The sequence below is a fragment of the Rhodococcus sp. 66b genome (assembly GCF_002076325.1).
Classification (GTDB): Bacteria; Actinomycetota; Actinomycetes; order Mycobacteriales; family Mycobacteriaceae; genus Rhodococcus_F; species Rhodococcus_F erythropolis.
The window spans coordinates 54,167-79,102 of record NZ_MUZB01000012.1 but is presented as its reverse complement, the minus strand read 5'-3'; the positions used below and the strand labels follow the sequence as shown (position 1 = coordinate 79,102).

At 61.6% G+C, this 24,936-nt stretch carries 27 protein-coding genes; 14 read left to right on the top strand and 13 right to left on the bottom strand.

Annotated features, from left to right (window positions below; all coding sequences use genetic code 11):
• Positions 1-14: 14 nt before the first annotated feature.
• Positions 15-644 carry a TetR/AcrR family transcriptional regulator gene (locus B0E55_RS22135; RefSeq protein WP_241840937.1) on the bottom strand — a complete coding sequence of 210 codons (630 nt, stop codon included), beginning with the start codon at positions 642-644 and terminating at the stop codon, positions 15-17.
• Positions 645-746: 102 nt separating this feature from the next.
• Here B0E55_RS22135 and B0E55_RS22130 point away from each other — a divergent pair, with 102 nt between their 5' ends.
• Positions 747-1,892 (top strand): hypothetical protein, encoded by a 1,146-nt coding sequence (locus tag B0E55_RS22130; protein WP_080910476.1) that lies wholly within the window; start codon positions 747-749, stop codon positions 1,890-1,892.
• Entirely contained in the window at positions 1,885-2,916 is a 1,032-nt protein-coding gene (locus tag B0E55_RS22125) for a phosphotransferase family protein (protein ID WP_021333015.1), read from the top strand. The genes B0E55_RS22130 and B0E55_RS22125 overlap by 8 nt, the downstream gene beginning before the upstream one ends.
• 34 nt (positions 2,917-2,950) lie before the next feature.
• Here B0E55_RS22125 and B0E55_RS22120 read toward each other — a convergent pair whose 3' ends face one another.
• Genes B0E55_RS22120 through B0E55_RS22110 form a run of 3 tightly spaced genes read right to left on the bottom strand, consistent with a single transcriptional unit; the run spans position 2,951 to position 4,882 of the window.
• The gene (locus tag B0E55_RS22120; protein ID WP_021333016.1) at positions 2,951-3,757 is read right to left on the bottom strand and encodes an enoyl-CoA hydratase/isomerase family protein; all 807 of its coding nucleotides are present in this window, start codon (positions 3,755-3,757) and stop codon (positions 2,951-2,953) included.
• Complete coding sequence (locus tag B0E55_RS22115) at positions 3,754-4,371, bottom strand: TetR/AcrR family transcriptional regulator (RefSeq protein ID WP_241896120.1); 618 nt, start codon at positions 4,369-4,371, stop codon at positions 3,754-3,756. Before B0E55_RS22115 ends, B0E55_RS22120 begins: the two co-directional genes overlap by 4 nt.
• Before the next feature lie 49 nt (positions 4,372-4,420).
• Positions 4,421-4,882, bottom strand: a complete 462-nt coding sequence (locus B0E55_RS22110) for a PPOX class F420-dependent oxidoreductase (protein ID WP_080910474.1) — start codon at positions 4,880-4,882, stop codon at positions 4,421-4,423.
• A 121-nt stretch (positions 4,883-5,003) separates the two neighbouring features.
• Between B0E55_RS22110 and B0E55_RS22105 the strand changes: the two genes are divergently transcribed.
• Positions 5,004-5,873 carry a PhzF family phenazine biosynthesis protein gene (locus B0E55_RS22105; RefSeq protein WP_230091136.1) on the top strand — a complete coding sequence of 290 codons (870 nt, stop codon included), beginning with the start codon at positions 5,004-5,006 and terminating at the stop codon, positions 5,871-5,873.
• A gap of 88 nt (positions 5,874-5,961) precedes the next feature.
• Positions 5,962-6,387: a DUF6069 family protein gene (locus B0E55_RS22100; RefSeq protein WP_029255162.1), complete on the top strand. Its 426-nt coding sequence runs from the start codon at positions 5,962-5,964 to the stop codon at positions 6,385-6,387.
• Here the strand turns inward: B0E55_RS22100 and B0E55_RS22095 are convergent.
• The 5 genes from B0E55_RS22095 to B0E55_RS22075 all read right to left on the bottom strand — a co-directional run bounded on the left by B0E55_RS22095 (position 6,384) and on the right by B0E55_RS22075 (position 11,077).
• Complete coding sequence (locus B0E55_RS22095) at positions 6,384-7,220, bottom strand: GAF and ANTAR domain-containing protein (RefSeq protein WP_080910473.1); 837 nt, start codon at positions 7,218-7,220, stop codon at positions 6,384-6,386. The two genes, B0E55_RS22100 and B0E55_RS22095, sit on opposite strands and share 4 nt — an antisense overlap.
• Before the next feature lie 76 nt (positions 7,221-7,296).
• The gene (locus tag B0E55_RS22090; protein ID WP_020969378.1) at positions 7,297-7,866 is read right to left on the bottom strand and encodes an RNA polymerase sigma factor; all 570 of its coding nucleotides are present in this window, start codon (positions 7,864-7,866) and stop codon (positions 7,297-7,299) included.
• Between the two features lie 84 nt (positions 7,867-7,950).
• Positions 7,951-9,462: a cobyric acid synthase gene (locus B0E55_RS22085; protein ID WP_080910472.1), complete on the bottom strand. Its 1,512-nt coding sequence runs from the start codon at positions 9,460-9,462 to the stop codon at positions 7,951-7,953.
• An 8-nt stretch (positions 9,463-9,470) separates the two neighbouring features.
• The gene (map, locus tag B0E55_RS22080) at positions 9,471-10,328 is read right to left on the bottom strand and encodes a type I methionyl aminopeptidase (protein ID WP_007734970.1); all 858 of its coding nucleotides are present in this window, start codon (positions 10,326-10,328) and stop codon (positions 9,471-9,473) included.
• 29 nt (positions 10,329-10,357) lie between these two features.
• A complete protein-coding gene (locus B0E55_RS22075) occupies positions 10,358-11,077 on the bottom strand; it encodes a transglutaminase domain-containing protein (protein WP_080910471.1) in 720 nt (239 codons plus the stop codon).
• Positions 11,078-11,130: 53 nt separating this feature from the next.
• Between B0E55_RS22075 and B0E55_RS22070 the strand changes: the two genes are divergently transcribed.
• From B0E55_RS22070 to B0E55_RS22055, 4 genes are all read left to right on the top strand, one after another.
• On the top strand, positions 11,131-11,481 hold the full coding sequence (locus B0E55_RS22070) for a DMT family transporter (RefSeq protein ID WP_019748028.1): 351 nt from the start codon (positions 11,131-11,133) through the stop codon (positions 11,479-11,481).
• Complete coding sequence (locus tag B0E55_RS22065; protein WP_019748027.1) at positions 11,478-11,804, top strand: DMT family transporter; 327 nt, start codon at positions 11,478-11,480, stop codon at positions 11,802-11,804. The genes B0E55_RS22070 and B0E55_RS22065 overlap by 4 nt, the downstream gene beginning before the upstream one ends.
• A 54-nt stretch (positions 11,805-11,858) precedes the next feature.
• The gene (locus tag B0E55_RS22060) at positions 11,859-12,677 is read left to right on the top strand and encodes a helix-turn-helix transcriptional regulator (protein WP_080910470.1); all 819 of its coding nucleotides are present in this window, start codon (positions 11,859-11,861) and stop codon (positions 12,675-12,677) included.
• A 142-nt stretch (positions 12,678-12,819) separates the two neighbouring features.
• Complete coding sequence (locus tag B0E55_RS22055) at positions 12,820-13,896, top strand: ABC transporter substrate-binding protein (RefSeq protein ID WP_020907401.1); 1,077 nt, start codon at positions 12,820-12,822, stop codon at positions 13,894-13,896.
• 17 nt (positions 13,897-13,913) lie between these two features.
• On the opposite strand, the gene B0E55_RS22050 is transcribed toward B0E55_RS22055, so the two are convergent.
• A complete protein-coding gene (locus B0E55_RS22050; RefSeq protein ID WP_080910469.1) occupies positions 13,914-14,507 on the bottom strand; it encodes a GNAT family N-acetyltransferase in 594 nt (197 codons plus the stop codon).
• A gap of 162 nt (positions 14,508-14,669) precedes the next feature.
• Here B0E55_RS22050 and B0E55_RS22045 point away from each other — a divergent pair, with 162 nt between their 5' ends.
• Together B0E55_RS22045 and B0E55_RS22040 are read left to right on the top strand one after the other, a co-directional pair.
• Positions 14,670-15,068 (top strand): DUF7144 family membrane protein, encoded by a 399-nt coding sequence (locus B0E55_RS22045; RefSeq protein ID WP_019748023.1) that lies wholly within the window; start codon positions 14,670-14,672, stop codon positions 15,066-15,068.
• A 78-nt stretch (positions 15,069-15,146) separates the two neighbouring features.
• Entirely contained in the window at positions 15,147-16,592 is a 1,446-nt protein-coding gene (locus B0E55_RS22040; RefSeq protein ID WP_080910468.1) for a hypothetical protein, read from the top strand.
• Here B0E55_RS22040 and B0E55_RS22035 read toward each other — a convergent pair.
• On the bottom strand, positions 16,570-16,947 hold the full coding sequence (locus tag B0E55_RS22035) for an SHOCT domain-containing protein (RefSeq protein WP_020969370.1): 378 nt from the start codon (positions 16,945-16,947) through the stop codon (positions 16,570-16,572). The genes B0E55_RS22040 and B0E55_RS22035 overlap by 23 nt on opposite strands.
• Before the next feature lie 131 nt (positions 16,948-17,078).
• Positions 17,079-17,330 (bottom strand): three-helix bundle dimerization domain-containing protein, encoded by a 252-nt coding sequence (locus B0E55_RS32240; protein WP_019748020.1) that lies wholly within the window; start codon positions 17,328-17,330, stop codon positions 17,079-17,081.
• Between the two features lie 219 nt (positions 17,331-17,549).
• Here B0E55_RS32240 and ppk2 point away from each other — a divergent pair, with 219 nt between their 5' ends.
• Genes ppk2 through B0E55_RS22010 form a run of 4 tightly spaced genes read left to right on the top strand, consistent with a single transcriptional unit; the run spans position 17,550 to position 23,811 of the window.
• Entirely contained in the window at positions 17,550-18,317 is a 768-nt protein-coding gene (gene ppk2, locus B0E55_RS22025; protein WP_153212522.1) for a polyphosphate kinase 2, read from the top strand.
• A 27-nt stretch (positions 18,318-18,344) separates the two neighbouring features.
• Positions 18,345-21,107 (top strand): cation-translocating P-type ATPase, encoded by a 2,763-nt coding sequence (locus B0E55_RS22020; protein ID WP_080910467.1) that lies wholly within the window; start codon positions 18,345-18,347, stop codon positions 21,105-21,107.
• Positions 21,104-22,798 (top strand): SulP family inorganic anion transporter, encoded by a 1,695-nt coding sequence (locus B0E55_RS22015; RefSeq protein WP_019748017.1) that lies wholly within the window; start codon positions 21,104-21,106, stop codon positions 22,796-22,798. Before B0E55_RS22020 ends, B0E55_RS22015 begins: the two co-directional genes overlap by 4 nt.
• A gap of 47 nt (positions 22,799-22,845) precedes the next feature.
• Positions 22,846-23,811: an endonuclease/exonuclease/phosphatase family protein gene (locus tag B0E55_RS22010; RefSeq protein ID WP_080910466.1), complete on the top strand. Its 966-nt coding sequence runs from the start codon at positions 22,846-22,848 to the stop codon at positions 23,809-23,811.
• 36 nt (positions 23,812-23,847) lie between these two features.
• Here B0E55_RS22010 and B0E55_RS22005 read toward each other — a convergent pair whose 3' ends face one another.
• Positions 23,848-24,846, bottom strand: coding sequence for an Lrp/AsnC family transcriptional regulator (locus B0E55_RS22005; protein WP_241896119.1), 999 nt, complete (start codon positions 24,844-24,846; stop codon positions 23,848-23,850).
• Positions 24,847-24,936 lie beyond the last annotated feature (90 nt).

Sequence of the window (24,936 nt, the reverse complement as noted above, 5' to 3'; positions counted from 1 at the left end):
CCTCGGTCAGCCCCTCATTGCCGGCTGATCTCGGTTCCCGTCGACGTAACCAGCAGAACCAGTGCGTCCGCAGTGCGCGCACAGAACGCGTCACCGTCGGCGAGGCCACTCGTGAGGCCCCGCACGATGGTGGTTGCAACGAGAATGTCGAAGGCCACATCGGCGGTCGACACGATTTCCGCGTCGGACCGCTCGGGAAATTCGACACGCACTCGCTCGGCGAGTGCGAGCCGGGCCGGGTCTTCCGATCTCCGAACCAGTTGTTCGTAGGCGCCGTCTTCTTGATGGTAGGCCGACAGCAGGCCGGGAATCGCTGCGCGCGTTGCCGGTTCGGCAACTCTCGCGAGGAACCATCTCGTCCAGGCCTGCATGTCGTCACGCAAATTCGACGTGGTCACCGGTAGCGCCGCATCCTGCATTCCGAAGACCGCATCCTCGATGATGGATTCCTTGGTCGCCCAGCGCCGATAAATTGCGGCAGTGCCCAATTCGGCCCTTCGCGCGATGGCTGTGATCGTGGTCTTCTGGTAACCCTGCTCCGCCAGCAACTCGCGGGCGGCGGTGAGGATGGCGTCGTCCACTTGCGGATCTCGAGGGCGCCCCACTCCGACGGTGCCGATACGTCGATCTCTGCGTTCGTCCACAACTGCGGACAGTACCCGACCTGTTTCGCCGAAAACCATTACGTTGCGTAGCGCTCCGTAATAGATTGTGAACACCCCACTCCGTCGACACAAGGACCGACTGTGATCACACCGCACGACGAACTACTCATTCATCAACTCCCGACGACACTCGACCACGTCTCCCAAAGTGACCTGCGCTGGACCGAACGCATCGTGATGTACGGCTTCGACAAAACGGGCGAGATCAGCATCATGACGGGACTGGCCAAATACCCGAACCGCAACGTCCTCGACGCCTACGCGATGGTGACGCGCAGGGGTGAGGAAGCCCGCGTGGTGCGCCTGTCCACCGAGTTGAACCCTCAGACCGGAGGACTGGCAGCGTGGAGTGTGGGGCCGTACACCTATGAAATCGTCGAACCACTCCGCCAGGTACGTTCCACGGTCGACGCAAACGAACACGGATTGAGCCTGCAACTCGACTTCCACGGCGACTTCCCGGTGTACGAGCAGACGGCAGCGTTCCATCGCACGCGCGGCCGCGTTCGCGAAGACGCCCGACGCTTCTACCAGAACGGCACCATCACGGGTTGGATCGAAATCGACGGCACCCGCATCGACATCGATCCGGACAACTGGTGGTTCGGCCGCGATCACTCGTGGGGCGTACGACACGGCGGTGGCGGCGGCAGTCTGTCCGAGGGCGCGAACCTGCAGCCGTCCGAGGTTCCGGACGGAGTCCTCTATTACATGGGGATATTCCAATTCGACGACGAGGTAGTGCATTTCGCGCAGCGCGAAACCAGCACCGGCGCGCGCTGGCAGTTCGAGGGCGAGGTGCTCTTCCCGATCGGTTCCGGCAAGGACGCGCTACCGATCATCGACGTCGAGCACGACCTGAAATTCCGTGACGACATGCGGGTGGTCGAATCCGGCACTTTCACCGTGCACCGAGCGGACCGGACCACCGACGTGATCGAGGTGAATCCGGTGTGCGATTTCTGGCCCGGACTGGCCGGTTACGACGAGTACCGGGGATACGCCTCCGGCATGTACCGCGGCAAGGACTTCAGCGACAGCTTCACCGTCGACATCACGAACCTCGATGAAATCCGGCAGGTGAGCATGCTCAGCGAGACGCTGTGCGAGGTCCGCATGGGAGACAAAGTCGGATACGGGCTCGTGGAAATGGTCTTCATGGGCGTGAATCCCCGCTACGGGTACACCGATTGGAGCAACACACGGACAGGTACGAACAATGACTGACCGAACAGCCGCAGAAGACATCGCACCCGCCCTTGAACCACTTGTCCGGGAGCACATTCCGGGTACTCGAGGCGCCAAGATCGTCAACTTCAAGCGCACCGAACGCGGATTCTCGACGGAGACATACCTGTTCGACCTCGATGGCGCCACTGGCGAGTCGAGTGGTTTTGTTTTCCGGCGTCCACCGGAGGTTTCGCTGTTCCCCGACTACGATCTCCGCCGCCAGTTCCTCGTGACACAAAGGCTCGCGAAGTCCGACCTCGCAGTCCCCCACGTTCGGTGGATCGACAGCGGTGACAACCCACTCGGCAGCCCCTACTACGTCATGGACCGCATCGGTAATGCCGAGGCGCCCAGCGACTTTCCGTCGTATCACAGTGCCGGAACATACTTCGAAGCCGATGAGGCAGGCCGAGCGAAGATGTGGTGGGGATGCGTCGAGACGATTGCGCAGATTCATCGCTTGGACCCGGACAAGCTCGAACTCGGATTCCTCTCCTACCCCAAGTTCGGCACCCATCCGGTCGAACAGGCGGTGAACTACCTCGACTGGGCCGTTCGTTGGGCATCGCCGGACCTACCGCCGATATTCGACAAAGCACTGGCCTGGCTGAGGGAGAACATCTACCAACCCGAACACGTGACACTGTGCTGGGGCGATGCCCGGATGTCGAACATCCTCTACGGCCCGGACCAGTCGATCGCCGGGGTTCTCGATTGGGAGATGGCCTACCTCGGCGATCACGAGGCCGACCTCGCCTGGCTGTTGTTTCTCGATTGGGCGTGTAGCGAATTCGAGGGACACACACCTTTGCCAGGCACTCCCAGCCGAGAAGAGACCATTGCCCGCTACGAGGAACTGACCGGCTGGAGGGTCGAGAACCTTTTGTTCAACGAGGTACTGGCTGCGGTTCTGCTCGCTGTTCCGCTCCTGCGCCTGTCCACGCATCTCCAACTCGGCGAACATACGGATATCACCGCGTTCTGCAAACATCGTCTCGAACAGTTGCTGCGAGACGCGTAGTCGTCCGCGTGTGATTTTCCGCAAGGCTCCCGAATCATTCCGACGGGATTTCCTGCCACTCGGCGGACAAGCGCGAAACCCACACAGGCGTGCGCCGTTCCATTAATGCACGAACACCTTCCACCGCGTCCGGCTTCCCCATGACGCGTAGATGCAGGTCCGTTTCGATGGCCGCCACCGTCTCTGGTCGACAGCTGCTGCTCTGGCTCTGCCAGAGCAGTCGCTTCGAGAGCGCCACCGACATCGGTGCAGTGTTCGTCGCAATGTCTCGGGCGATCACCAACGCCGCCGAAAGCACTTCGTCAGCGGGCAGGCAACGGCTACCCAACCCGAGCGCGATTGCCTCGGCTCCGTCGAACGTCCTTCCAGTCAAAAGGATGTCGGCGGCCACAGCCATTCCGGCGATGCGCGGAACCGTCCAATGCGCCATCGCATCCGGCAACACACCGAGGCGAACCTGCGGAATTGCATACTTGGCGTCAGCTGCAAAGATCCTGATATCGGCCTGCATCGCGATGGTGAGGCCGATTCCGATCGCATGTCCGTTCACCGCTGCGATGACCGGCTTTCGCAACTCGAACGCCGGCGGATCCACCGGTGATGACGAAAACTGCTCGCCGTCAGGTGAATCGAAGGTGCCGGCGCCGTCGCCAAGATCTGCACCCGCGCAGAATGCTGGTGGCGCACCGGTCAGCACGATCACGCGAACGGAATCGTCTTCGTCGAGCTTTCGGTACGCCTGCCCCAAGTCTCGACCCATGTGCTTGTTGAAGGCATTCCGTTTGTCAGGCCTGTCGAGGGTCACGACGGCAACGCCGCCGTCCACCGAAACCGAGATCATTGCCCCACCGCTTCCGTCCCGACGGCATCGGCCGGATGCGCAGCCAGGACGTACAGAGATCGTGCGAGGGCATCTACAAAGCGGTCCTGACCCTCGAGCCCACGGGTCAACCCCTGCATTGTCGTCGTCCCGGCCAGCAGGTCGAACAAGAACATCGCATCCGCACCTGCCGGGATCTCACCACGCCCCACCGCGTCGTCCAGCAGATCCTGAAACGCTGCACGAACCGGTGCACCGATAGCCAATAGACGTTGTCGCGCCTCCACCGTCCGCGAATCGGCAAGCAGGCCAGGAACTCCGGCCCGCGCCGCGGGTCGGGCAGCGCGAACCAGGAAGATGTGCACCCACGTCGTCAGATCCACCCGCAAATCACCGGTCGACCGAGGCAACGGATGTCCGCCCGGTCCATGCACTGCTTCTTCGATCAGGGCTTCCCGTGACGACCAGCGACGGTAGATGGCCGGCGTATTGACACCGGCAGTCCTGGCAATCGCCGAAATGGTCGTCTGCTGATACCCGACTTCGGCCAGCAGTGTGCGAGCTGCAAGCAGCACAGCCTCGTCCTTGCCTGGGTCGCGTGGTCGTCCGATACGGGCGGGAGACTCGGTTTTCACCATTACATATTAACTCGTAACGTTATCTCCCTACCTGAACGAACGCAGTTCAGGTACCGGACGGCTTGGGGAGCCTCGTCATTCCGTAGACGTGATCAGCGCGCACCGTGAGGATCTGTCGACGCTCCGCAACCATCGCTTCGCGGTACTCCTCCCAATCGGGATGCTCCTGACCGCTGATGTCCCGGTACAGCTCGACCAGTGCGTCAGACACTTCGTCGTGAGGATCGGCCGCGACGGGTGTCACCACGGCAAGTCCTTCGATCACGGCGTAGCTCCAGAAGTCGGGCGCGCTGATGTGAAGGGAAACCCGCGGATCGCGGATCGCATTTTTACTCTTGGCGCGATCGGCTGTGATGGACACGGAAGCCGTCTTCGACTCGACGTCCCAGCGGTAAATGATGTTGGACAACTGTGGGCGGCCGTCACGCTTGACGGTTGTCAGCACGCCTTGTTTTCCCTGGGCCACGAGTGCGAACAACGCGTCGTCGGTGTCTGTGTCATTGCTCATATCTGCACCAACGACGCCGTGCGGCCGGTTTGTTCCGGAGGCAGTCCAGTTCGAAGATCGCGGACCGCAATCGCGCGATGTCTCTTCCCCCGATGGACGACAGCGGACAAAGATGGTCGACATGGCAACTTCTCACGACATCCTCCGACTGACTGCGTTCAGTTCGGATCCGGCCGGCGGTAATCCCGCCGGCGTGCTGCTCGACGCCCGCGGACTCGACGACCCCGAATTACAATCCGTTGCAGCCGAAGTCGGGTATGCCGAGACGGCGTTCCTCATCGAACCGGAACTCGGAGGCAACCCGCGCCACAGCCGGATCCGGTACTTCTCCCCTATCGCCGAAGTACCGTTCTGCGGTCATGCCACTATTGCGACGGCCATCGCTCTCACCGAGCGAGACGGCGACGGAACCTTCACATTCGAAACACCGATCGGACCGGTATCCATCGACACGGCGACCGACGAGGACGGAAGGTCGACCGCGACCTTCACCAGCGTCGAACCGTCGGTCTCGCCGATCGATCACGCCGTGCTGACAGCGCTGCTCGGGCTCATCGGCGTCGATTCGTCTGCGCTCGACGCGCGGTATCCCGCAATGCTCTCGTACGCCGGCAACACGCACCCGATCGTCGTACTTCGTGATCAGTCGACATTCGACGAGTTCACCTTCGATCCATCCGCAATGCGAATTCTGATGGACGCGCAGGGGTGGGCCGGCACGGTGACAATCCTGCATCCCCTCGACGACAACACCTTCGAAGCCCGAAATCTGTTTCCGGTGGGAAACATCGTCGAGGATCCTGCAACCGGGTCCGCAGCGGCGTCGACCGGCGGTTACCTGCGCAAACTCGAACCCGCGGCCACTCCGCGGCGGATCACCATCCACCAGGGCCGACACGTCGGGCGTCCCAGTGTGCTCGAGGTCGACATCCCAGTCGACGGCGGTATCTCGGTCACCGGCACCGCAGTGCCCGTCGTCGACGGGCAATAGTCAACCTCAGCGATGAGTTTCTGCCCGCCGGCGGGTCTATTCACCAGAGCGACGTCACAAGACCATCGCATCGAGCCGGGAGAACACCATGTCTGCAATCACGTCAACCGCACACAACCTCCACGTCACCAAGCCACGTGCCGTACTCGGCGCCACGGTAATTGCTCTCGTCGTCAATCTGATCCTGTGGTTGATCGGCCTCGCTTTGGGCGGATCCTTCGAGATGACAGATCAGGGAAAGCCGGCGAGCGTCGCGCCTGGTGGGGTCATCACATTGACGGTGGTGCCACTGCTGGTCGGTTTGTCGGTCGCAATGTTGATCTCACTGAAGTGGGAGCCGATCATCCGCATCGCTCAGATCGTGGGTGCAGTCGTGGCGCTCGGCACCATCGCTTTGACCATTGCCGCGGACTTCGACGCCGCCAGCACGGTCATGCTCGCGCTGATGCACGTGGTTGTCGCCGCGGGCGTCGTCGTCGCGCTCGAGGCTGTACGTCGGTCCCCCTCGAACTAGACAGCGGTAGGCGGCGCCGAATACGTCTCGACGATCTCGGCTGCCACGTCGCGCAACCGGGTATTCGTCGTCTGAGACTGCTTGCGCAGCATGTGAAATGCGGTGTCGGCGTCGATCCGATGGATGGCCATCAGCATGCCTTTGGCCTGTTCGATCGGCGCCCGGGTCTCGAGCGCACGTTGCAAGGCATCAGCCACCGCCTTGGCGGACTTGAAACGAGAGAAGTCGCCGATCGCGCGTGAGACCGTTGTCGTGAGAATCTCCATGACATCCGCGTCGACGCGGTCGAATGCCGCTGAGGCGCGTCCGTACAGGTTGAACGAACCCAGTCGCTGATCCGGCGTGAAGAGCGGCGCCGCGAGAAAGGACTTGATCCCTTCGTCCTTCGCCGCCGCCGCCGCGAACCGCGGCCAGCGTTCCGCGCTGGTCTCGGCATCGACGACAACGGTTTCACCGGTTCGAGCGGCGTGCAGACATGGTCCGTCGCCGGCGTCGTATTGCTCGATGTCGACACGCAGAGTCCGCGAATCGGTATGAACGGCGGTGTAGGTCTGCCCGGCCAGATCGATGGTGACGCCGATGCTGTCGGCGCCCTCGATGGCGTCGTTCGCGATTTCGACGGCGCGCTGGAGCAAAACCACGAGTTCGTCCTCGTCGCCGATACTTCCTCCGAGCGCTGCCAGCAACTCCCGGACCGCGCTTGCAGTCAGCCGAGTTTCCGCAGCCTCGACGGCGACGTCAGCACCCGTTGCCGTCGCATCGTCCGGCATTACCGACGGCACCGAATCCTCGGTTCTCGGGTCGAAGCCTCTGGGGTCGAAAGCGGTATCCACGACGAAGCATTCTTCCAGCTACCCGGGCCGTCAGGAGAGTGAGTTCGGTGACAGAACCCGGCAAACCGCCGAGTCGTCATCGCCATCGGTCGAGCGCGAGACCCAGATTCCGCCTCGCCCGAGTGTGTTGGCCACGAACCGCGTCCGGACTCAGTTCCAGGACAACTGCGATCTGTGGATACGTCATGCCCTCCACTTCCCGCAAGACCCAGGCGGCGCGCTGACGCAGCGGTAGACGATCGAGTTCGGCTTCAAGAGCGTCGAGAAATGCTGTGCCGCATACTTCCTCGCTCGGATCGCGCAATCGAGTATCGACTTCGTCCCGAAGTCCGTCCACATCGGCGGCGCAGGAGCCGACTTTTCGATGGACATCCGCGATCTTGCGAGAGCAGATCGCGAACAACCAGGTCTTGATGCTCGAGCGCCGCTGAAACCCCGGAAGTTGGCGCCAGGCGGCAACGCAGGTTTCCTGGACGATGTCGTCGACGTCACTCTCACTGGTGACGAGTCGACGGGCAAATCGATACAAGTGCGGGCCGTATCGGCGAACGATGACGTCGAAGGCCGCATGATCGCCGAGCATTGCCGAGTCGACCAGCACCTCGTCACTGAAGTCGGTAAGCAAGCCGTCGAATTGATCTGTCACCGCGCACACTCCTACTAGGGAGCCGTCGCGGGAGTGAGGCCTGGCTATTCTACCGCGTCCACGCCGACGCCCGCGGGAGCGCTCTCAGGCTTCGAGTGCGGAGGCAATGACGGGAAGCCCGATCGGCGCCCCACCGTTGATCAGTTTCTCGAGTAGATCCTGATCGAGGTGCTGCTCGACGAGATCAGCGAGAAGGTCGAGTTGTTGTTCTCGCACCGCGGCAACCGAGGTGTCGGGTGCAGCAACAAAACCGGGAACCGCGATCTCACGCAGCAGGCTGCGCCGAAAGTCGTCACTTTCCAGGAGACCATGCCAGTGTGTCCCTCGAACAGACCCTCGCACACTGCCTTCCGGCACACCGCCCGAGTCCGCCAGCAATGGACGGTCCCCGTTGTGCACGACGCGTCCGTGATGAATCTCGTACCCCGACAACGAGATACCGTCGGCGGAACCGGTTACCTGCGCCAGCACTTTGTCCGAAGCGAATTCGATGTCGAGGTCCAGCAGACCGAGTCCTGCGGTGATCCCTGATCCTGATTCGACCTCGTCGACGATCGAATTACCCAGCATCTGGTATCCGCCGCAGACTCCCAGCACCGCCTGCCCGCGGCCCGCTCGGGCGATGATCTCGTCAGCCAGGCCGGTACTCCGCAACCACTCGAGGTCACTCACGGTGGACTTACTACCGGGGATCACCACGAGGTCTGCGTCGCGGATCCGCGACGGATCGGTCACCCACGAAACTGCCACGCCCGGTTCACATGCCAGCGCCTCGACATCCGTCGAGTTGGAGATGCGCGGGAGCCGAACCGCAGCAACGGTGAGCCAGGCCGAACCGACGGGTGGGCCAGGGCGCCCTACCGGGGCGTTGCCGGTGACGCCAAGCGAATCCTCGGCGTCGAGCCAAAGATCGTCGGCAAACGGGATCACTCCGAGAGTGGGTCGACCGGTGAGGCTGCGCAGTTGATCCAGTCCGGGTTCCAACAGTGCAACGTCACCGCGGAATTTGTTGATCACAAATCCCGCGATCAATGCCTGGTCGCTCGGCGAGAGCACAGCAACGGTCCCGAACAGATGGGCCAGGACGCCGCCGCGATCGATGTCACCGACGACGACGACCGGAATCTGCGCAGCCTCAGCCAATCCCATGTTGGCAAGATCCGTTGCGCGCAAGTTGATTTCGGCCGGTGAACCGGCGCCTTCACAGATCACGACGTCGAACTCGGATCGAAGCGATTCGAGATCTTCGGCCACGACGGCGCGAAGCCACTGCCGATGCTGCATGTAATCGCAAGCACCCACCGTGGTCATCGCCTTGCCCCGAACGACCAGTTGCGAAGTGCGATCACTCCCCGGCTTGAGCAGCACGGGATTGAATCGAACACTCGGCTCCAGACCGCATGCCCGCGCCTGAAGTGCCTGCGCACGGCCGATCTCTCCGCCGTCCAGCGTGACCACGGAGTTGTTCGACATGTTCTGTGCCTTGAACGGCGCCACTCGGACGCCTCGACGCGCCAACATGCGACACAATCCGGCTACCAGAACGCTCTTGCCTGCGTCGGAAGTAGTGCCGGCTACCAGCAGAGCGCCGCGCATCGCCGAACTCAAGGCAGGGTGAGAATCTCTGCACCGGTCTCGGTGACCACCAAGGTGTGCTCGAACTGCGCCGTCCACTTACGGTCCTTGGTGACGACGGTCCAGCCGTCCTCCCAGATCTCGTAGTCGATACCACCGAGGTTGATCATCGGTTCGATCGTGAAGACCATGCCCGGTTCGATGATCGTCTCGACCGCGGGCTCGTCGTAGTGCAGGATCACGAGGCCGTTGTGGAAGGTCTCGCCGATTCCGTGTCCGGTGAAGTCCCGGACGACGCCGTACCCGAACCGATGGGCGTAGGACTCGATGACGCGTCCGATCACGTTGAGCGCGCGGCCGGGCTTGACGGCTTTGATGGCCCGCATCGTTGCCTCGTGTGTGCGCTCGACGAGCAAGCGGTTCTCTTCGGACACGTCACCGGCGAGGAACGTCGCATTGGTGTCCCCGTGCACTCCGTTGATGTACGCGGTGACGTCGATATTGACGATGTCTCCGTCCTGGATCACGGTCGAGTCGGGGATTCCGTGGCAGATCACCTCGTTGAGAGACGTGCAGCACGACTTGGGAAAGCTCTTGTAGCCCAACGTCGACGGGTATGCGCCGTGGTCGAGCATGAACTCGTGTGCGATGCGGTCGAGCTCGTCGGTCGTGACACCGGGAGCGACAGCCTTGCCGGCTTCCTGCAGCGCGCCGGCAGCGATCTTGCTGGCGATGCGCATCGCCTCGATCGTCTCCGGCGTCTGAACCCAGGGCTCGTTGCCCTCTTTGGCGGTCGGCTTCCATGCGTACTCGGGCCGCTCGATCTTCGAGGGCACAGCGAGGACGGGAGAGACGGTTCCAGGGACCAATGGGGTACGCACAGACATGCAGAACAGCCTAGACCTCGCGTCGCGCGTCAGCCGGATGCACTCCAGTTCCGGAAAACCGGATCGACGAGAATTCTGATGGGGGTCGACATCGTCTGTCCGAATTCCTCGAAGAGCTTGTCGCGAGATTCGAAGGTGCCCAGATCACGGTCGACGAATTCGGAGAAGTCCAAGCAATCGCACGAAATTGATTTGCCCCAACTGATCGGAGCGCGTCCGATCGCGTCGAACAGTGTCTCCTCGCCGGTGTTCGTGAACGGTTCGAGCGCTGAGACCACCGCAGGTGAAACGATCTCGGAGATGTCCTGCCAGCGTCCGTCGACCAGAAATTCCGGCCACGCCAGCAGCACTGACTTCGGAATCACCGCATGTAGACGCCGAAATCTCGGGTACCAGAACTCCCCACGAAGTACGAGACCGTGAACTCGGGTGGCGATACCTCGGCGGCGAGCCAACGCTTCGACGATAGCCAGTCTCTGACTGCAGGATCCGCGCTCTCGACTCAATGTCACCGAGACGGGTTGCCGGTCGTCGAGGCCGTACACCGCCCGAATATTTGCAGCGACGCTGCGATGCGCCGACACCAGGAACTCCTGCGCCGACTTGATCGCACCTTCTGCAATGTCCTCGTAGAGGCGAGCCACGTCATCGTGGCCCCAGTCGAGAATCGGCGTCGCGGTTATATCGCCACCGGACACATCGTGGCGGATGTCACCTTGGCGGATTCCGCCGAGCAGCACGCACGTCATGTCTCAACCGTAGTGCGCGACCGGAATCGGTGGAGCCTGACAGAATCCGAACCGTGAAGAAATGGCTCCTGTTGATCACCGCGATCCTGACCGAGGTGTCTGCGACTCTGTCTCTGCGCGCGGCCCTCGATCACCCCGCCTGGTACGTCGTGGTCGTCGGCGGATATCTCGCAGCATTCACCGCGTTGTCGTTCGTCCTGCGGGAGGGCATGGGACTCGGTGTTGCATACGGAATCTGGGGCGCAACCGGAGTTGTCCTGACCGCGGTGTTCGCGACTTTCCTTTTCGGCGACCCCCTGACAGCCACGATGGGCGTCGGCATTGCCCTGGTCATCGGCGGAGTCCTCTGCGTTGAACTCGGTTCCCAGGTTGCTGCCGACAGCGGGCCGGCGGACCCGGCATGACTTTCGTATTTCTGATCGCTGCAATTATTTCCGAGGTCACCGCGACGTTGTCACTACGGATGGCGTCGCAGGACGGCAGCGACAAACGATGGCTCGCGGTTGTCACCGTGGGGTACCTCGCCGCTTTCGCTTTCCTCACGCTCGCACTCGACGCGGGCCTGACGATCGGCGTTGCGTACGGCATCTGGACTGCTTGCGGGGTGGCGCTGACAGCAATCGCATCCCGCATTCTCTTTCGCGAACCGCTGACCAAGCTCATGATCGTGGGGATCGGCCTTATCGCGGCAGGCGTGCTTCTCATCGAACTCGGTGCGGGCCACTGAACCCAGCAAACAGGGTGTAAGGTTTACCTAACTTTGCTTTGGAGGTAGTCCGCGGTGCCGATCCCTGCCCTTCGTGAAATCGACGGTGGCCTCCCCCTGTCGGATTCCGACCGCCACACTCCGATGGCGCGCGCCGTCCCGGCGCCGTTCCAACTGACGACGTACATCGTCGAGACCGACCACATCACCCAGTGGCCACAGCACGCTCATGCCGAGCACGAACTCATCTGGTCCGACCGCGGCGTCGTCAACATGATCATCGACAATCAACTCTGGACCGTCACGCCCGGCGTCGGCCTGTGGATCCCTCGCGGGGTCCTCCACGAAGGTCAAGCCAATCCCCACGTCGCATTCCGCGCCACTCTCTTCACCCCCGAGTTGTGGACTCCCACCTGGAACGAACCGTGCATCGTGACCTTGAGTGAGGCAGCCCGGGTACTGCTGATACACCTCGCCCATACCGGAATGCCTGCAGAACAACGCCTTCGGGCACAGCAGGTCTGTGTCGATCTCCTCACCCCGGCATCGGCACCTCACTTCGACGTACCGATCCCCCGCGATCCCCGGCTTCGACAACTCGTCGACAAAGTGTTGTCGGATCCCGCCGACGATCGGTCACTCGACCAGTGGGCGCACGTTCTCAACCTCAGCCGACGCACGGTCACCCGGATTTTTGCCGCGGAACTTGCGCTGAGTTTTGCGCAATGGCGCACTCTAGTTCGCATGAGCACAGCACTGGGCATGCTGGGGACCGGGATGAGTGTGAACGCCGTCAGCCGTCGAGTCGGCTACGGGACGTCGAGCTCGTTCATCGCTGCTTTTCGTAAGACGGTCGGCTACACCCCTGGCAATGCGCTCGCCGCTGTCAACTGACTCGAGCCTGACCTGTTGTCGACATCTGCTGGCCCCTTCGCTACACGCACGCGCCCTACATTCACTTAGGTAAGCCTGCTCTCATGTGCGTACCGCACTGAGTCGTGCAAGCACTTCCCCGATCTATCCCGAGGAGTTTCGCGTGTTCAGATCTGCCCGTCAGAGAATTCGTCCCCAACGGAAGAGGCGAATTGTCGTTGCGCTGATGGTGGCGGCCGCACTGCCTCTGACCGCCTGCACGCAGTCGTCATCGGACGCCCAGGAAAATAGTTCGTCGGCATCTGCTGTCGAGGACGGCGCATACCCCGTCACGATCGAGCACGCATTCGGCGGCACCACCATCGACAAGGAACCGACCAGGATCCTCACCCTCGATTCCGCAGCGGCCGACACTGTCATCGCCCTCGGCGTCACTCCGATTGCAATGCAGAAGGACTCGTGGGCCGGCGACGCCGACGGCTTCCTCCCGTGGACGCGCGCGGAACTCGAGAAGTCGGGCCAGCCGCTGCCCACACCGGCGCCGTACTACTCCGACAGCGGTGAGCTTCTGTTCGAGCAAATCCTCAATGCCGCACCCGACCTGATTCTGGCCCCGTACTCCGGTTTCTCCGAGCAGGACTATCAGCGCCTGAGCTCGATCGCCCCGACACTCCCCTACGACACCAAGCCGTACCAGCCGAGTTCGTGGCAAAACCTCGCCACCGATGTCGGCAAGGCCTTGGGGCGCCCGGCCCAGACCGCGGATTTGATCAAGTCCGTCGAAAAGACGGTGGAAGAGTCGAAGACCAGCCATCCTGAATTCAATGGAGTCACGTTCGCCTTCGGGTCCTACATCCGCGAAGGCGAAACCGAGACCGCCATCTACGGCCCGGACGATCCGCGCGTGAAGTTCGTCGAAAACCTCGGGCTCACAGTTGCTCCCGACGTGGTCAACGGTGCCAAGAACTTTGCAGGCGACTCGTTCCTGTTCGGCATCAGCATGGAAAAGCTCGACACGATAAACACCGACGTATATCTCGGATGGGCAAGCGATCAGTCGGAAGTCGACAGCACGTTGGCCAACACCCTGTTCGCACGGTGGCCGGTTATCGCCAACGGGAAGGACTTGTGGATCACCGACAATCGCCTGACAGCCGCCACCATGTACGTCAGCGTTTTGAGCGTTCCATGGGCAACTGACGAGCTGGTCCCCCAGTTGACCGAACTGGTTGCGAAGTAGCAGCTCGGCCCTCCTGATCAGAGACTTGTAGGCCACTCACTGCGCAGCGTTGCAAAAACCACAGTGTCGGTCCACTCGTTCTTGATCCACGCGTTCTGCCGAAAATGCGCCTCTCGCCGCAACCCGATTCGCCGCGCGAGTCGCGCCGAGGATTCGTTTCTCGCATCCATCTGCGCGACCACGCGGCGCAATCGGGGTGTCGCGAAGACCAGGTCGATCAGAGCGGTCACAGCTTCCGTCGCGAATCCTCGGCCGCCGAAGTCGGGCGAGAATGCCCACCCGACTTCGGCGGTGCGCTCGGTATCGACAGCGTCCCCTGATTCGTCGACTAGCCATGCACTCACGCTTCCGACAACCCGGCCCTCGTATCCGACAACAAGAGCCACCGCGCCCGCTGCCAGGTCGCGGCGAGACATTCTGGTCTGCACTGCCTCTCGCGCATCGTCCGGGCTCCAGGGTTCGTTGAACAAATACCGGCACACGTCGCTACGCCCGTAGAAGGTGAGAAGGTCCTGATGATCGCCGGGACGGTAGGTACGAAGCACCAGTCGATCCGTCCGAATTGTTACCGGCGCAGTCGTCGGCGTCAGGCCTGCGTCCTCCACATCCATGCCGTCACGGTAGATCCTCTCGGATTCGTGGGCGAGCGAATATCGCGAGGATATCCAGCGCTCAATGTTTGATTTGCCCCGTGGCGGGATACTTCACCACCGTAAATGGTCGCAATACGGAGTTACGCCAGGCAATTTCGCACTTGATACCAAGGGGCGGTCATGGCCGAGGAATCACTGGTCAAGCAAGGTGTGGCAAAAGGAAGCGCGCTGGGCGGAGCCGTTCTTCTCGTCACCGTCGGCGTGCTCGAAATTCTCCAAGGCATCTCGGCGATATCCAAAGACGATGTGACCGTCGTCGGCCCTGAATACGCGTACCAATTCGACCTCACCTCCTGGGGATGGATTCACCTCGTACTCGGCGTGCTCGTCACCGCTGTCGGAATCATGCTCTTCACCGGCGCGACGTGGGCACGGGTAGGCGCGATAATCTTCTGTTCGCTGTCGATCCTCGCGAATTTCCTGTGGCTACCCCACTCTCCGTGGTGGTCGATCACCATCATCGCGCTCGACGTATTCGTCATCTGGGCTGTCGCGACATGGAATCCCGACGTGATCTGAGGTCTCGACTCCGGATCCACCCATCGAATTCAGCGTTTTCATCTGTGCGGCAGCAGTTTCCCTCCGGAGAGGAACATGATGGCAAACGGCACGAACGACGGCCCACTCCAGGAGGACGAACGTGCCGAACTATCCAGGTTGCGGCAAGAGGTTGCAACGCTCCGCGAGCAGACTCCCAGCGCCCGCGAAACGACCGTCGAGCAAGTCTCCCGGCCACCTCGACACGGACTGCGGTGGACTGCCGTGGCGATACTGCTGGTGTTGGTCGCGCTCCTTGCCGTCTTGTCCGTGACCACCCGCTTCACCCGTAGTCAGATACTCGACACGGACCGCTACGTCAGTACGGTCGCGCCACTGGGCGAAAACCCCGCCGTTCAGGCCGAGATCACGAATCAGATCACCGACGAGATCTTCGATCGTGTCGACGTCGAGGGGCTCACCACCGACGCACTCACCGCACTGACCGACGTGTCGAATCTTGCGGCCAACGCGCCGCGTCTGGATCAAGCCGTAGTGGGGTTGGCACCGGTGATCGCCGGCCAGGCAAAGAGCTTTGTTCATGACACGGTGGGCTCGCTCGTTCGGTCACAACAGTTCGAGGACTTGTGGATTCAAGCGAACCGATCGGCGCACAACGCACTGGTCTCGGTCATGACCGGAGATTACGGCCCCAATTCCGTCGAAGTCGATCAGAGCGGAACCGTCAGCATTTCGCTCAGTACGATCATCGACAGGGTCAAAACAGCTTTGATCGACCGCGGCTTCGCCTTCGCAGACAAAATCCCCTCCGTGGACAAGGAATTTGTTCTCTTCCAGTCCCCCGAGCTGGTGAAGGCTCAGCGAGCCGTCTCGGCACTCGACAAGGTCTCAGCGGTGCTGCCGTGGTTGGGAATCGCTTGCGCGGCAGCCGCTGTCGCCGTTGCGCCAACCGGTCGCAGGCTCCGCGCACTGTCCCTGGTCGGCTTGTCGATTGCGTTGGGAATGCTGGTTCTCGCGATCGGAATTCTCATCGGACGCGCAATCTACCTCGACAGTGTGCCCACCGATATCCTCTCGCCAGACGCCGCGACTGCCGTCATCGACACAGTTCTGGTACCACTGCGCACGAGCCTGCGAGCGGTTGCGGTCCTCGGCGTGGTGGTCGGGCTCGGCGCCTACCTGGTCGGTGGGTCGTCGTCGGCGATCGCCGTTCGACGAGGCTACGGGCAGGCATTGGACTTCGTCCGGCATTCTTCAAGCGGCCGTACGCCGAATCAGGTGGAGCGGTGGGCCAATCAGCTTCGTGTTCCGCTGCGCTGCGCCATCATCGGCATCGCCGCATTGTTGCTGCTCTTCTGGCGCTACCCCACCGGTTTGGTCGTGGGTTGGATCGTCGTCATTGCGCTGGTTGCACTCGTAGCTCTCGAAGTGCTGGTTCGTCCCGCACGCGCCGCCGCGCAGGACGCCCGGCCTGACGACGCCGGAACCGACGACGCCAGGCCTGGGGCAGAAGATACGAAAACTACGCCAGCGCCTTTGCCTTGATTGCCTGGAATTCCTCTTCGTTGATCGCGCCGGAGTCGAGAAGCTCTCTGGCGTCGGCAATCTGCTGAGTCGGAGACCTGCCGGCGACGGTTCGAATGTAGTCACTCTGCGCGTGTATGTGCTGTTGAGCGGCCTCCATCGACCGCCGAGTCATTCCGTCATTCTTGACAACCACGTAGATCATCGCGGACAAGAATGGAATGACGAAGAGGAAAATCATCCACAACGCCTTGGCCCAACCCGAAGTCTCGTGATCACGGAACAAGTCGGTGATGATCGAGAACAACACGCTCAAATACGCCACAAAGGCAAAGCAGACGAAGATGAACCAGAAGAATTCCCAGAAACCTTCCATGTCAACGCTCCCTGTACTCGGTTTACACATAAGGAGTTCGGGAGGCTGACATTCCGCGCCTGAAATCTGCAGTCGGCCAAAACTCCCTGGTCCAAGGTCATTTCAGTATGCGCCGACGACGTCCGTTCCGGCTACAGTTCGAGAGGGTTCAGCACTGCGGACCGTTCATCCATTATCGGAATCACGATCATCCGGTTCGAGATCTCGTGTCTGGCCGCCTTTTCGACAAGGAGAGGCACGAAATCACGTATCCGACACCCCGCAAAACGTTGGTGAATTGTTCGCACTCTGTTTTCGATCTCCGGTGGAGGAACATTCGGATACCGGGAAATCAGGCGAGTGATCACCCGCTCGACGTGGAGCAACTCTTCGTCGCCAGTCATCAATTAATACTCGCGCCGATCGCTGACACCGTCAAGACTCGAAACGGGCTCGAAAACAACACGATTCGAGTCGCGATCCCGGAGAGAATAGGTTGACCGAATACGGGGCATACACATACGAGCGGACGATGCCCCGCGCGCTCACGTCTCCAAGGAGTGGAAGTGGGAAAGAACGCTCGGATTCTTCACGACGACGCGGCACTCGTCGCAGAAAAACCGATGAAGAACAAGGTATACCGCCACGAACTCAAGCCGATGCACGGTGAGCTCGTGGCTTTGCAGGAGTGGGTCAAATCGTCTGGCGCCAAGGTCTGCATCGTGTTCGAAGGCCGAGATACCGCGGGGAAGGGCGGAGTAATCAAAGCCATCACCGAACGCGTGAGTCCACGAGTGTTCCGGGTGGTTGCTCTACCGGCGCCTACCGAGCGAGAGCATTCGCAGATGTATGTCCAGCGTTACGTCCCACATCTCCCGGCGGCGGGCGAGATCGTCATCTTCGACCGAAGTTGGTACAACCGTGCCGGAGTCGAACGAGTGATGGGCTTTTGCACCGAAGAACAGGCTCATCAATTTCTCCAGCTCATTCCGACCGTCGAACGCGCGATCGTGGAATCGGGAGTCATCCTGCTCAAGTACTGGCTCGAGGTCAGCGAAGAACAGCAGCTCTTACGTCTGCAAAGCCGGATCGACGATCCTCGAAAGATCTGGAAGCTGTCGAATCTCGATCTGAAGTCGTTCAGTCATTGGTACGACTACTCGCGTGCTCGCGACGAGATGTTTCGCTTCACCGACACCGGCTGGGCGCCCTGGTATGTCGCAAACAACGACGACAAGAAACGCGGACGACTCAACATCATCAGTCACATTTTGAGTCAGATCCCCTACGAGCCCGTGCAATCCACTGACATCACCCTGCCGAAACGGCAGAAGGCCCACGGCTACCAGACGCCCAAACAACCGCTTCACTGGATTCCGACCCGGTATTGACGATCGCCAAGGAAAGGACGTGCGGTCATGAGCCCCACGCCGTGGCATGCGCAGAGTGGCGAATCAGTCGTGTCCGTACTGCAGTCGGACCAGCAGCGCGGACTGCAATCGAGTGAGGCCGACCAACGTCGACAACGCTACGGGTCGAACGAAATCACCTCGACGCCACCGCCGTCGACGTGGTCGATCGCACTGCTGCAACTGAAAGATCCGATGAACTTGATGCTCGTCGCCGTGGCCGCGGTCAGCATCGCCATCGGTGAAGTGCCGACAGCGATCGTGGTGGCGGTGCTCGTCGTGCTCAACATCGTCCTCGGAACTCGACAGGAGTTGAAGGCACGGGCCAGCGTCGACGCGCTCGCCAAGATGCAGACACCCCAAGCACGTGTCATTCGTGACGGGAACCTGATTCAGCTCGACGCTACCGAACTGGTGCCGGGTGACGTCGTCCAAGTCGAGGCAGGAGACATCATCGCTGCCGACGGGCGGTTGCTCGCCTCGACCACCCTGGAGACACAGGAAGCCGCATTGACCGGGGAAAGCGCGCCGATCCCGAAGGACCCGAAAACGCTGAGCAATGAGGATATTCCACTCGGAGACCGCAGCAATCTGGTGTTCCAGAACACCTCGGTCACCCGCGGCACAGCGACCATGGTGGTCACCGAGACCGGAATGCAGACGCAGATCGGCCAGATCGCGTCGATGTTGTCGGCCGTCGCCCCTGGCAAGTCGCCACTGCAACGAGAATTGGACTCTCTCACCAAACTTCTCGGCATCATCGCGTGGACGGCCGTGATCGTCATCGTCGTCATCGGACTCATTCGTGGTCAGGACCTGACAACGCTTCTGCTCCTTGGTATCGCGATGGGAGTGTCCGCGATTCCGACCGGCCTGCCAACCTTCGTCCAGGCAATGCTGGCCTACGGGGCCCGTCAACTGGCCGATGCCAAGGCCGTCGTGAAGAACCTGACCGACGTCGAAACTCTCGGCGCGACCAGTGCAATCAACTCGGACAAGACCGGCACGCTGACCATGAACCAGATGACCGTCCGATCGCTGTACGTCCACGGCCGTTGGTACACAGTCGACGGCGAAGGCTACGCCAAAGCGGGAAGGATCACGCAGGTTGCCGGCGAGGCACCGCCCGACTTCACCCTTCTCGCATACGGACTGTGTCTCGACAGCGATGCAACGGTTTCCGATTCCGGGGAAGTTGTCGGCGACCCGACCGAGGCCGCACTCGTGGTGCTCGCGGCAAAGATCGGTGCCGACGCCCCACTCACCAGACGGACCTACCCGCGGGTGGCGACGGTTCCGTTCGATTCCGCGTACAAGTTCATGGCCACGTACCACCATCTCGAAGTCGACGGCTCAAGTCAGTTCGTCGGATTGGTCAAGGGCGGACCCGATGTCGTCCTCGCTCGTTGTTCTTCGGCCTTTCTCCCCGGCCGCCGGCAGGTACCGATCGAGGAAGTCCGAGACGAACTCACGGCAGCAAATCAGTCCATGTCCGAGAAGGGTCTTCGGGTGCTGGCATTCGCGGTCAGACGACTCGACGGACGGGAAGACGCTGTCGTGGCGGACCCTATGTCCTTTGTCGAGAACCTGACGTTTGTCGGTATGGCAGGCATCATCGACCCGCTGCGTCCGGAGGCGGTCGATTCGGTGCGAACCGCACACCGGGCCGGCATCGAGGTCCGCATGATCACCGGCGACCATGCCATCACCGCCGCCGCGATCGGTGCCGAACTCGGACTCGGCCCGGGCGCGGTCGGCGGAGCCGAATTGCAAGCGATGACCGATGACGAACTCTCGGCCGCGTTGCCGAACCTGCACGTGTTCGGCCGAGTCACTCCGCAGGACAAACTTCGCTTGGTCGATGTCATGCAGAGCGGTGGCGCCGTGGTCGCGATGACCGGAGATGCTGTCAACGACGCCGCCGCGTTGAAGAAGGCCGATATCGGCGTCGCCATGGGCTCGGGCAGTGAGGTAACCAAACAGGCGGGCAAGATGGTGCTCACCGACGACAACTTCGGAACCCTCATCACCGCGATCACCCTGGGCCGCAACATCTACGGGAAGATCGTCTCGTACATCCGCTACCAGATGTCGAAACTCTTCTCGTTGGTTCTCCTCTTCCTCGCCGCGAGCATCTTCAACATCAACGAGGGTGTGGCACTGACACCGCTGATGGTGCTGTTCCAGCACTTCTTCATCACACTGTTCCCCGTCGCCGTGATCATGCTCGACCCGCCGCCACCGGATCTGATGAACAAGCCGCCACGCGATCCCAAGATGCCGATCGCACATCGAAGCGCAGTCGCTCAGTGGCTCGCGTACGGCGTCTTGCAATTTGCCGTGACACTCGCAGCGATGCTTCTCGCGCCCGGCGAAATGAGTACTACTGAGGCGAATGTCCCCATGACCACCGCATTCGTCGTGCTCTCTCTCGGTTCGATATTCGCTGGGTTGACCATGCGGCGTGATCCCGAGTCCGGACTTGTTCCGCCGGTTCTCGGTGCCATCAAAATCTTGACCATCCCCACGGTCGTGACCGTATTTGCCGTCGAGGCGGGTGTTCTCCAGGATCTCCTCATGACAACCTCACTGACCGGCGCCCAGTGGCTCGTCTGCCTAGGCTGGTCGCTGATCATCCCGGTTGTCGTCGAGTTGGAAAAGGCGATCCGACGCCGCCGCCTCTCACCGACACCTGTCGCCATCACCGCGACCACTGCAGTTGCCCCCGAGCGCGCCCGTCACTCCGCTGAGGGAGGGACAATCACACGATGACGTGGACGGAGGGTCTAGGTCGGCTACCGGGGATCGCGACTGCCCGCGGGTACCGCCGCGAATGGCTGCGAACCGACATCACAGCCGGGCTCGTCTTGACGGCCCTGCTGATCCCGGCGGGGATGGGCTACGCCGAGGCCGCCGGATTGCCCGCGTACGCCGGTCTGTACGCAACCATCGTGCCGTTGCTCGCGTACGCGGTAGTCGGACCGTCGAAGATTCTTGTACTCGGACCTGATTCGTCGCTGGCACCGCTCATCGCCGCCGCAGTCATACCGCTGGCGGTGGTCGGCGATTCGGAGAACGCGCTTGCACTAGCCGGAGTTCTCGCCGTTCTTGTCGGGCTCATCCTGGTGATCGGCGGATTCCTGCGTCTGGGTTTCGTGACCGAACTCCTCTCGAAACCGATCCGCCTCGGCTACCTCAACGCCATCGCGCTCGTCGTCGTAATCGGTCAGATTCCCAAGCTGCTCGGTTTCTCCGTCGACGCGTCCGGCCTCCTCGGTGAAATCGGTGAGATCGGAAAGGCTCTGGCCGGTGGAGATGTCGATCCCCTCGCTGCCGTCATCGGCGTGGGTTCGCTCATTGTCATTGTGGTCTTCCGGCTCTGGGTACCTGTTGTACCCGGAGTGCTGGTCGCCGTCGTCGCGGCAATAGTCTTGTCCGCCGCCGCCGGTCTCACCGATGACATCGGCATGGTCGGCGCACTGCCGGAAGGACTTCCCCTCCCCTCTCTCGGTGGAGTCACCTGGCAGGACGTCGGGCACCTGATCGGACCGGCGGCAGGTATCGCGCTGATTGCCTTCGCCGACACCGGCGTTCTCTCGCGCACCTTCGCCGCCCGCCACGGCGAGGACGTGAACGGCAGTACCGAGATGAAGGCGATCGGTGTCGCGAACGTGGCCGGCGGACTGTTCGGCGGATTTCCGATATCGGCGAGCGGATCACGGACGCCGGTAGCCGAACAGAGTGGGGCGCATACACAATTGGCCGGTGTCGTCGGAGCACTCGCCGTCCTGGTGTTTGTCCTCGTCGCTCCCGGACTGACGGCATATCTGCCCGATGCAACACTGGCCGCCGTCGTCATCGTCGCCGCGTGTGCACTGATCGACGTGGGCGGCATGGTCCGCATGTGGCGCATGAGCACCGTGGAATTCGGCCTCGCCGTCGCGGCGTTTCTGGGCGTTGCCCTGGTCGGGGTGCTTCAAGGCATCCTTGTTGCGATCGGACTCTCCTTCGTAGCGGTCATCGCGCAGGTATGGCAGCCACATCGAACCGAACTCGTCGAGACGGGCGAACCCGCGGGATTCCACGACGTCGAACGCCACCCGGACGGACATCGCATCCCCGGCCTCGTGTTGGTGAGATTTGACGCACCACTGTTTTTCGCGAACGGCGAGATCTTCGACGAGTACGTTCGCTCCGTCGTCGCCAAGGCACCCGACCCGGTCGAATGGGTGGTCATTGCCGCCGAGCCGATCACCGGGCTCGACACGACCGCCGTCGACGAACTCGTCGATCTGGATACATTTTTGGAGGGCAAAGGAATTCGATTGGCATTCGCGGAGATGAAAGGTCCGATCAAGGATCGACTCATCCGATTCGGGGTCGGCGACAGGTTCGATTCGACGCACTTCTACCCGACCATCGAAGCGGCCGTGAACGCATTCCGCACCCGAACCGGCGACTGACAACGCCAGGCAATCGGGAGCCTAAGCTGCATTAGGTACCGTTTGGTATGGGATTCACGACGGACAACGTTCCGGCTCGCCGTATCGCTCAGGTCGCCGGGGTGGGTGGGATTGCCGTCGGTGTCATTGCGCTGATCTCGTTGTACTCCACCAAGCCGATCAACCCGTTGATCGCCGTGGCCTCCTTTGTCCCGATGCTGCTTGCAGTCACACTCGCAGCGTCCCTGATATGCCTGGTTTTTCGCCGCTGGATCCTGCTGGCGATTTCGGTGGTACTGATAGCGGTGGGCGCGTCGGTGATCAGTCCACTGTATGTAGCAAACAGTTCCGAAATCGACGGGCCGTCTCTGCGTGTAATGCAAGCGAACCTTCTCTTCGGGCAGGCAGACCCCGTCAGTTTGACTGCGACGGTGCGCGAGAAGGCAGTCGATGTCCTGACGGTTCAGGAACTGACCACATCACTCGAAGGCTCTCTGAGAGATCAAGGGCTCGAGCAACTGCTGCCGCATCACTACTTGGTACCGGACGAGGCCGGCGGCGGTGGCGCAGGTATTTACAGTCGTTATCCGCTGACGGAAACTCGGGAATTGAACGGCTTCGGACCTACCAATCTTGTTGCCGAAGTGGGATTCTCAACCCCGTTCACCCTTCTGGCGGTTCACCCCGGACCGGCGTACGTGACCCCGCCCGACGTGTGGACTGCCGAGCTGAGCACTTTGCGAAACGCGCTCGACGCCGCTGCCGCGGAGGGAACCGTCGTCGTCAGTGGCGATTTCAACACGACCTTCACGCACAAGCAATTCCGTGACCTTCTCGACGTCGGCTACTCCGATACCGCAGGCCAATTGGGAGTCGGCATCGTTCGCACCTACCCGGCGGACAAAAAATTTCCCGCGATCGTCGGCATCGACCATGTACTTCTGCGGGGTGCACAGGCGAAGTCTCTCGAGCGCATCGAGATCGAAGGTTCCGATCACTACGGCTTGATCGTCGACGTGGCGATCGCCCAGTAGTCGGAGAGCACCCGATCCGCGCGAACGCGTTACGGATCACCCGTGCTTCGGCATGCTTCGACCCGACACATCGATTGTTCGATGTAGATGATGCGGCGTACGCAGGACGATCGACCGGTCCACCACGGATACGCCCGGAAACTGCTCGGCGAGATAACCTTCCAAACGCTGCACGTCGTCGATCGAGCGCAGCCACACCGCCAATGCGATGTCGTAGCTGCCGATCGTCGAAGCAACAAGCCTCGCCTCACGCAGGAGGGAAAGGCGCTGAGCAATGGCTTCCTTTCGCCCCTCGAGACGTAAGAAATACCACGCGTAGACCGGCCAGCCGGAGTAGGGCCGAGCAATCTCCGTGCGGACGACCAGGCGCCCCGTCGACAGCTCGTGAGAAAGGAGCGCCCCGGCGCGAGCCGGCGCGACGCCGAGGGCTGCAGCGAGGGCCGAGACGGTAATTCGTGGTTCGCGAGAAAGGATGTCGAACAGCTTCGACTGTTCCTCTTCGCTGGCGCGTACCCCACGACTCTTCGCCGCCGGGGCCGACTCGAGCGCGGCAATTTCTTCCGCATCGAGAGCACGTAGACGCCAGTTTCGTGCGTCGGAATTCGCCGAGGACACGATCTGAGTTCGCATCGCAGTGACCATCGGCAGCGATCGTGTTCGTTCCAAGACATACCTGGACAATTGATCGAGGTCAGTGCAGGTGAGCGTGACGAGTAGATCCCGATTGCCGGTTGTGAGATCGACTGTGAGAACTTCGGGATCGTGCGCGATCTGTTCGGCCACGCTCAAGGTCTGTGCCGGTGCGCATTCGATCTCGAGCAGTGCGGTCGCCGACACGATGGGACCCCCACGGTACGCAGCGATCCACGCTATCCCTTGCGAGTGCAGACGCTCCCAACGCCTGGTCAGGGTGACCGGGTCGGAACCGATCGCGCGTGAAAGCTCGGACCACGAGGCTCGCGGCCTGATCTGCAGTGCGTTCAACAGCCGAAGATCTTCGTCCTTGAGCACCTGATCCTGCACCGAGGACCTCACTTTCAAAAGAATGCTGCACCGAAACAGGATCGAAACGCATCGATCCTAACTTCATCACATCAATAGTCCACCAAATCCTGAACCTCGAGA

What these genes read in the sequence shown, in the direction of transcription:
- B0E55_RS22085 (WP_080910472.1), bottom strand. Translation starts at nt 9,462, where the DNA reads ATGCGCGGCGCTCTGCTGGTAGCCGGCACTACTTCCGACGCAGGCAAG.
- B0E55_RS22015 (WP_019748017.1), top strand. Translation starts at nt 21,104, where the DNA reads ATGACGTGGACGGAGGGTCTAGGTCGGCTACCGGGGATCGCGACTGCC.
- B0E55_RS22010 (WP_080910466.1), top strand. Translation starts at nt 22,846, where the DNA reads ATGGGATTCACGACGGACAACGTTCCGGCTCGCCGTATCGCTCAGGTC.
- B0E55_RS22045 (WP_019748023.1), top strand. Translation starts at nt 14,670, where the DNA reads ATGGCCGAGGAATCACTGGTCAAGCAAGGTGTGGCAAAAGGAAGCGCG.
- B0E55_RS22105 (WP_230091136.1), top strand. Translation starts at nt 5,004, where the DNA reads ATGGCAACTTCTCACGACATCCTCCGACTGACTGCGTTCAGTTCGGAT.
- B0E55_RS22050 (WP_080910469.1), bottom strand. Translation starts at nt 14,507, where the DNA reads ATGGATGTGGAGGACGCAGGCCTGACGCCGACGACTGCGCCGGTAACA.
- B0E55_RS22020 (WP_080910467.1), top strand. Translation starts at nt 18,345, where the DNA reads ATGAGCCCCACGCCGTGGCATGCGCAGAGTGGCGAATCAGTCGTGTCC.
- B0E55_RS22120 (WP_021333016.1), bottom strand. Translation starts at nt 3,757, where the DNA reads ATGATCTCGGTTTCGGTGGACGGCGGCGTTGCCGTCGTGACCCTCGAC.
- B0E55_RS22065 (WP_019748027.1), top strand. Translation starts at nt 11,478, where the DNA reads ATGACTTTCGTATTTCTGATCGCTGCAATTATTTCCGAGGTCACCGCG.
- map (WP_007734970.1), bottom strand. Translation starts at nt 10,328, where the DNA reads ATGTCTGTGCGTACCCCATTGGTCCCTGGAACCGTCTCTCCCGTCCTC.
- B0E55_RS22075 (WP_080910471.1), bottom strand. Translation starts at nt 11,077, where the DNA reads ATGACGTGCGTGCTGCTCGGCGGAATCCGCCAAGGTGACATCCGCCAC.
- B0E55_RS22035 (WP_020969370.1), bottom strand. Translation starts at nt 16,947, where the DNA reads ATGGAAGGTTTCTGGGAATTCTTCTGGTTCATCTTCGTCTGCTTTGCC.
- B0E55_RS22110 (WP_080910474.1), bottom strand. Translation starts at nt 4,882, where the DNA reads ATGAGCAATGACACAGACACCGACGACGCGTTGTTCGCACTCGTGGCC.
- B0E55_RS32240 (WP_019748020.1), bottom strand. Translation starts at nt 17,330, where the DNA reads ATGACTGGCGACGAAGAGTTGCTCCACGTCGAGCGGGTGATCACTCGC.
- B0E55_RS22125 (WP_021333015.1), top strand. Translation starts at nt 1,885, where the DNA reads ATGACTGACCGAACAGCCGCAGAAGACATCGCACCCGCCCTTGAACCA.
- B0E55_RS22100 (WP_029255162.1), top strand. Translation starts at nt 5,962, where the DNA reads ATGTCTGCAATCACGTCAACCGCACACAACCTCCACGTCACCAAGCCA.
- ppk2 (WP_153212522.1), top strand. Translation starts at nt 17,550, where the DNA reads ATGAAGAACAAGGTATACCGCCACGAACTCAAGCCGATGCACGGTGAG.
- B0E55_RS22040 (WP_080910468.1), top strand. Translation starts at nt 15,147, where the DNA reads ATGGCAAACGGCACGAACGACGGCCCACTCCAGGAGGACGAACGTGCC.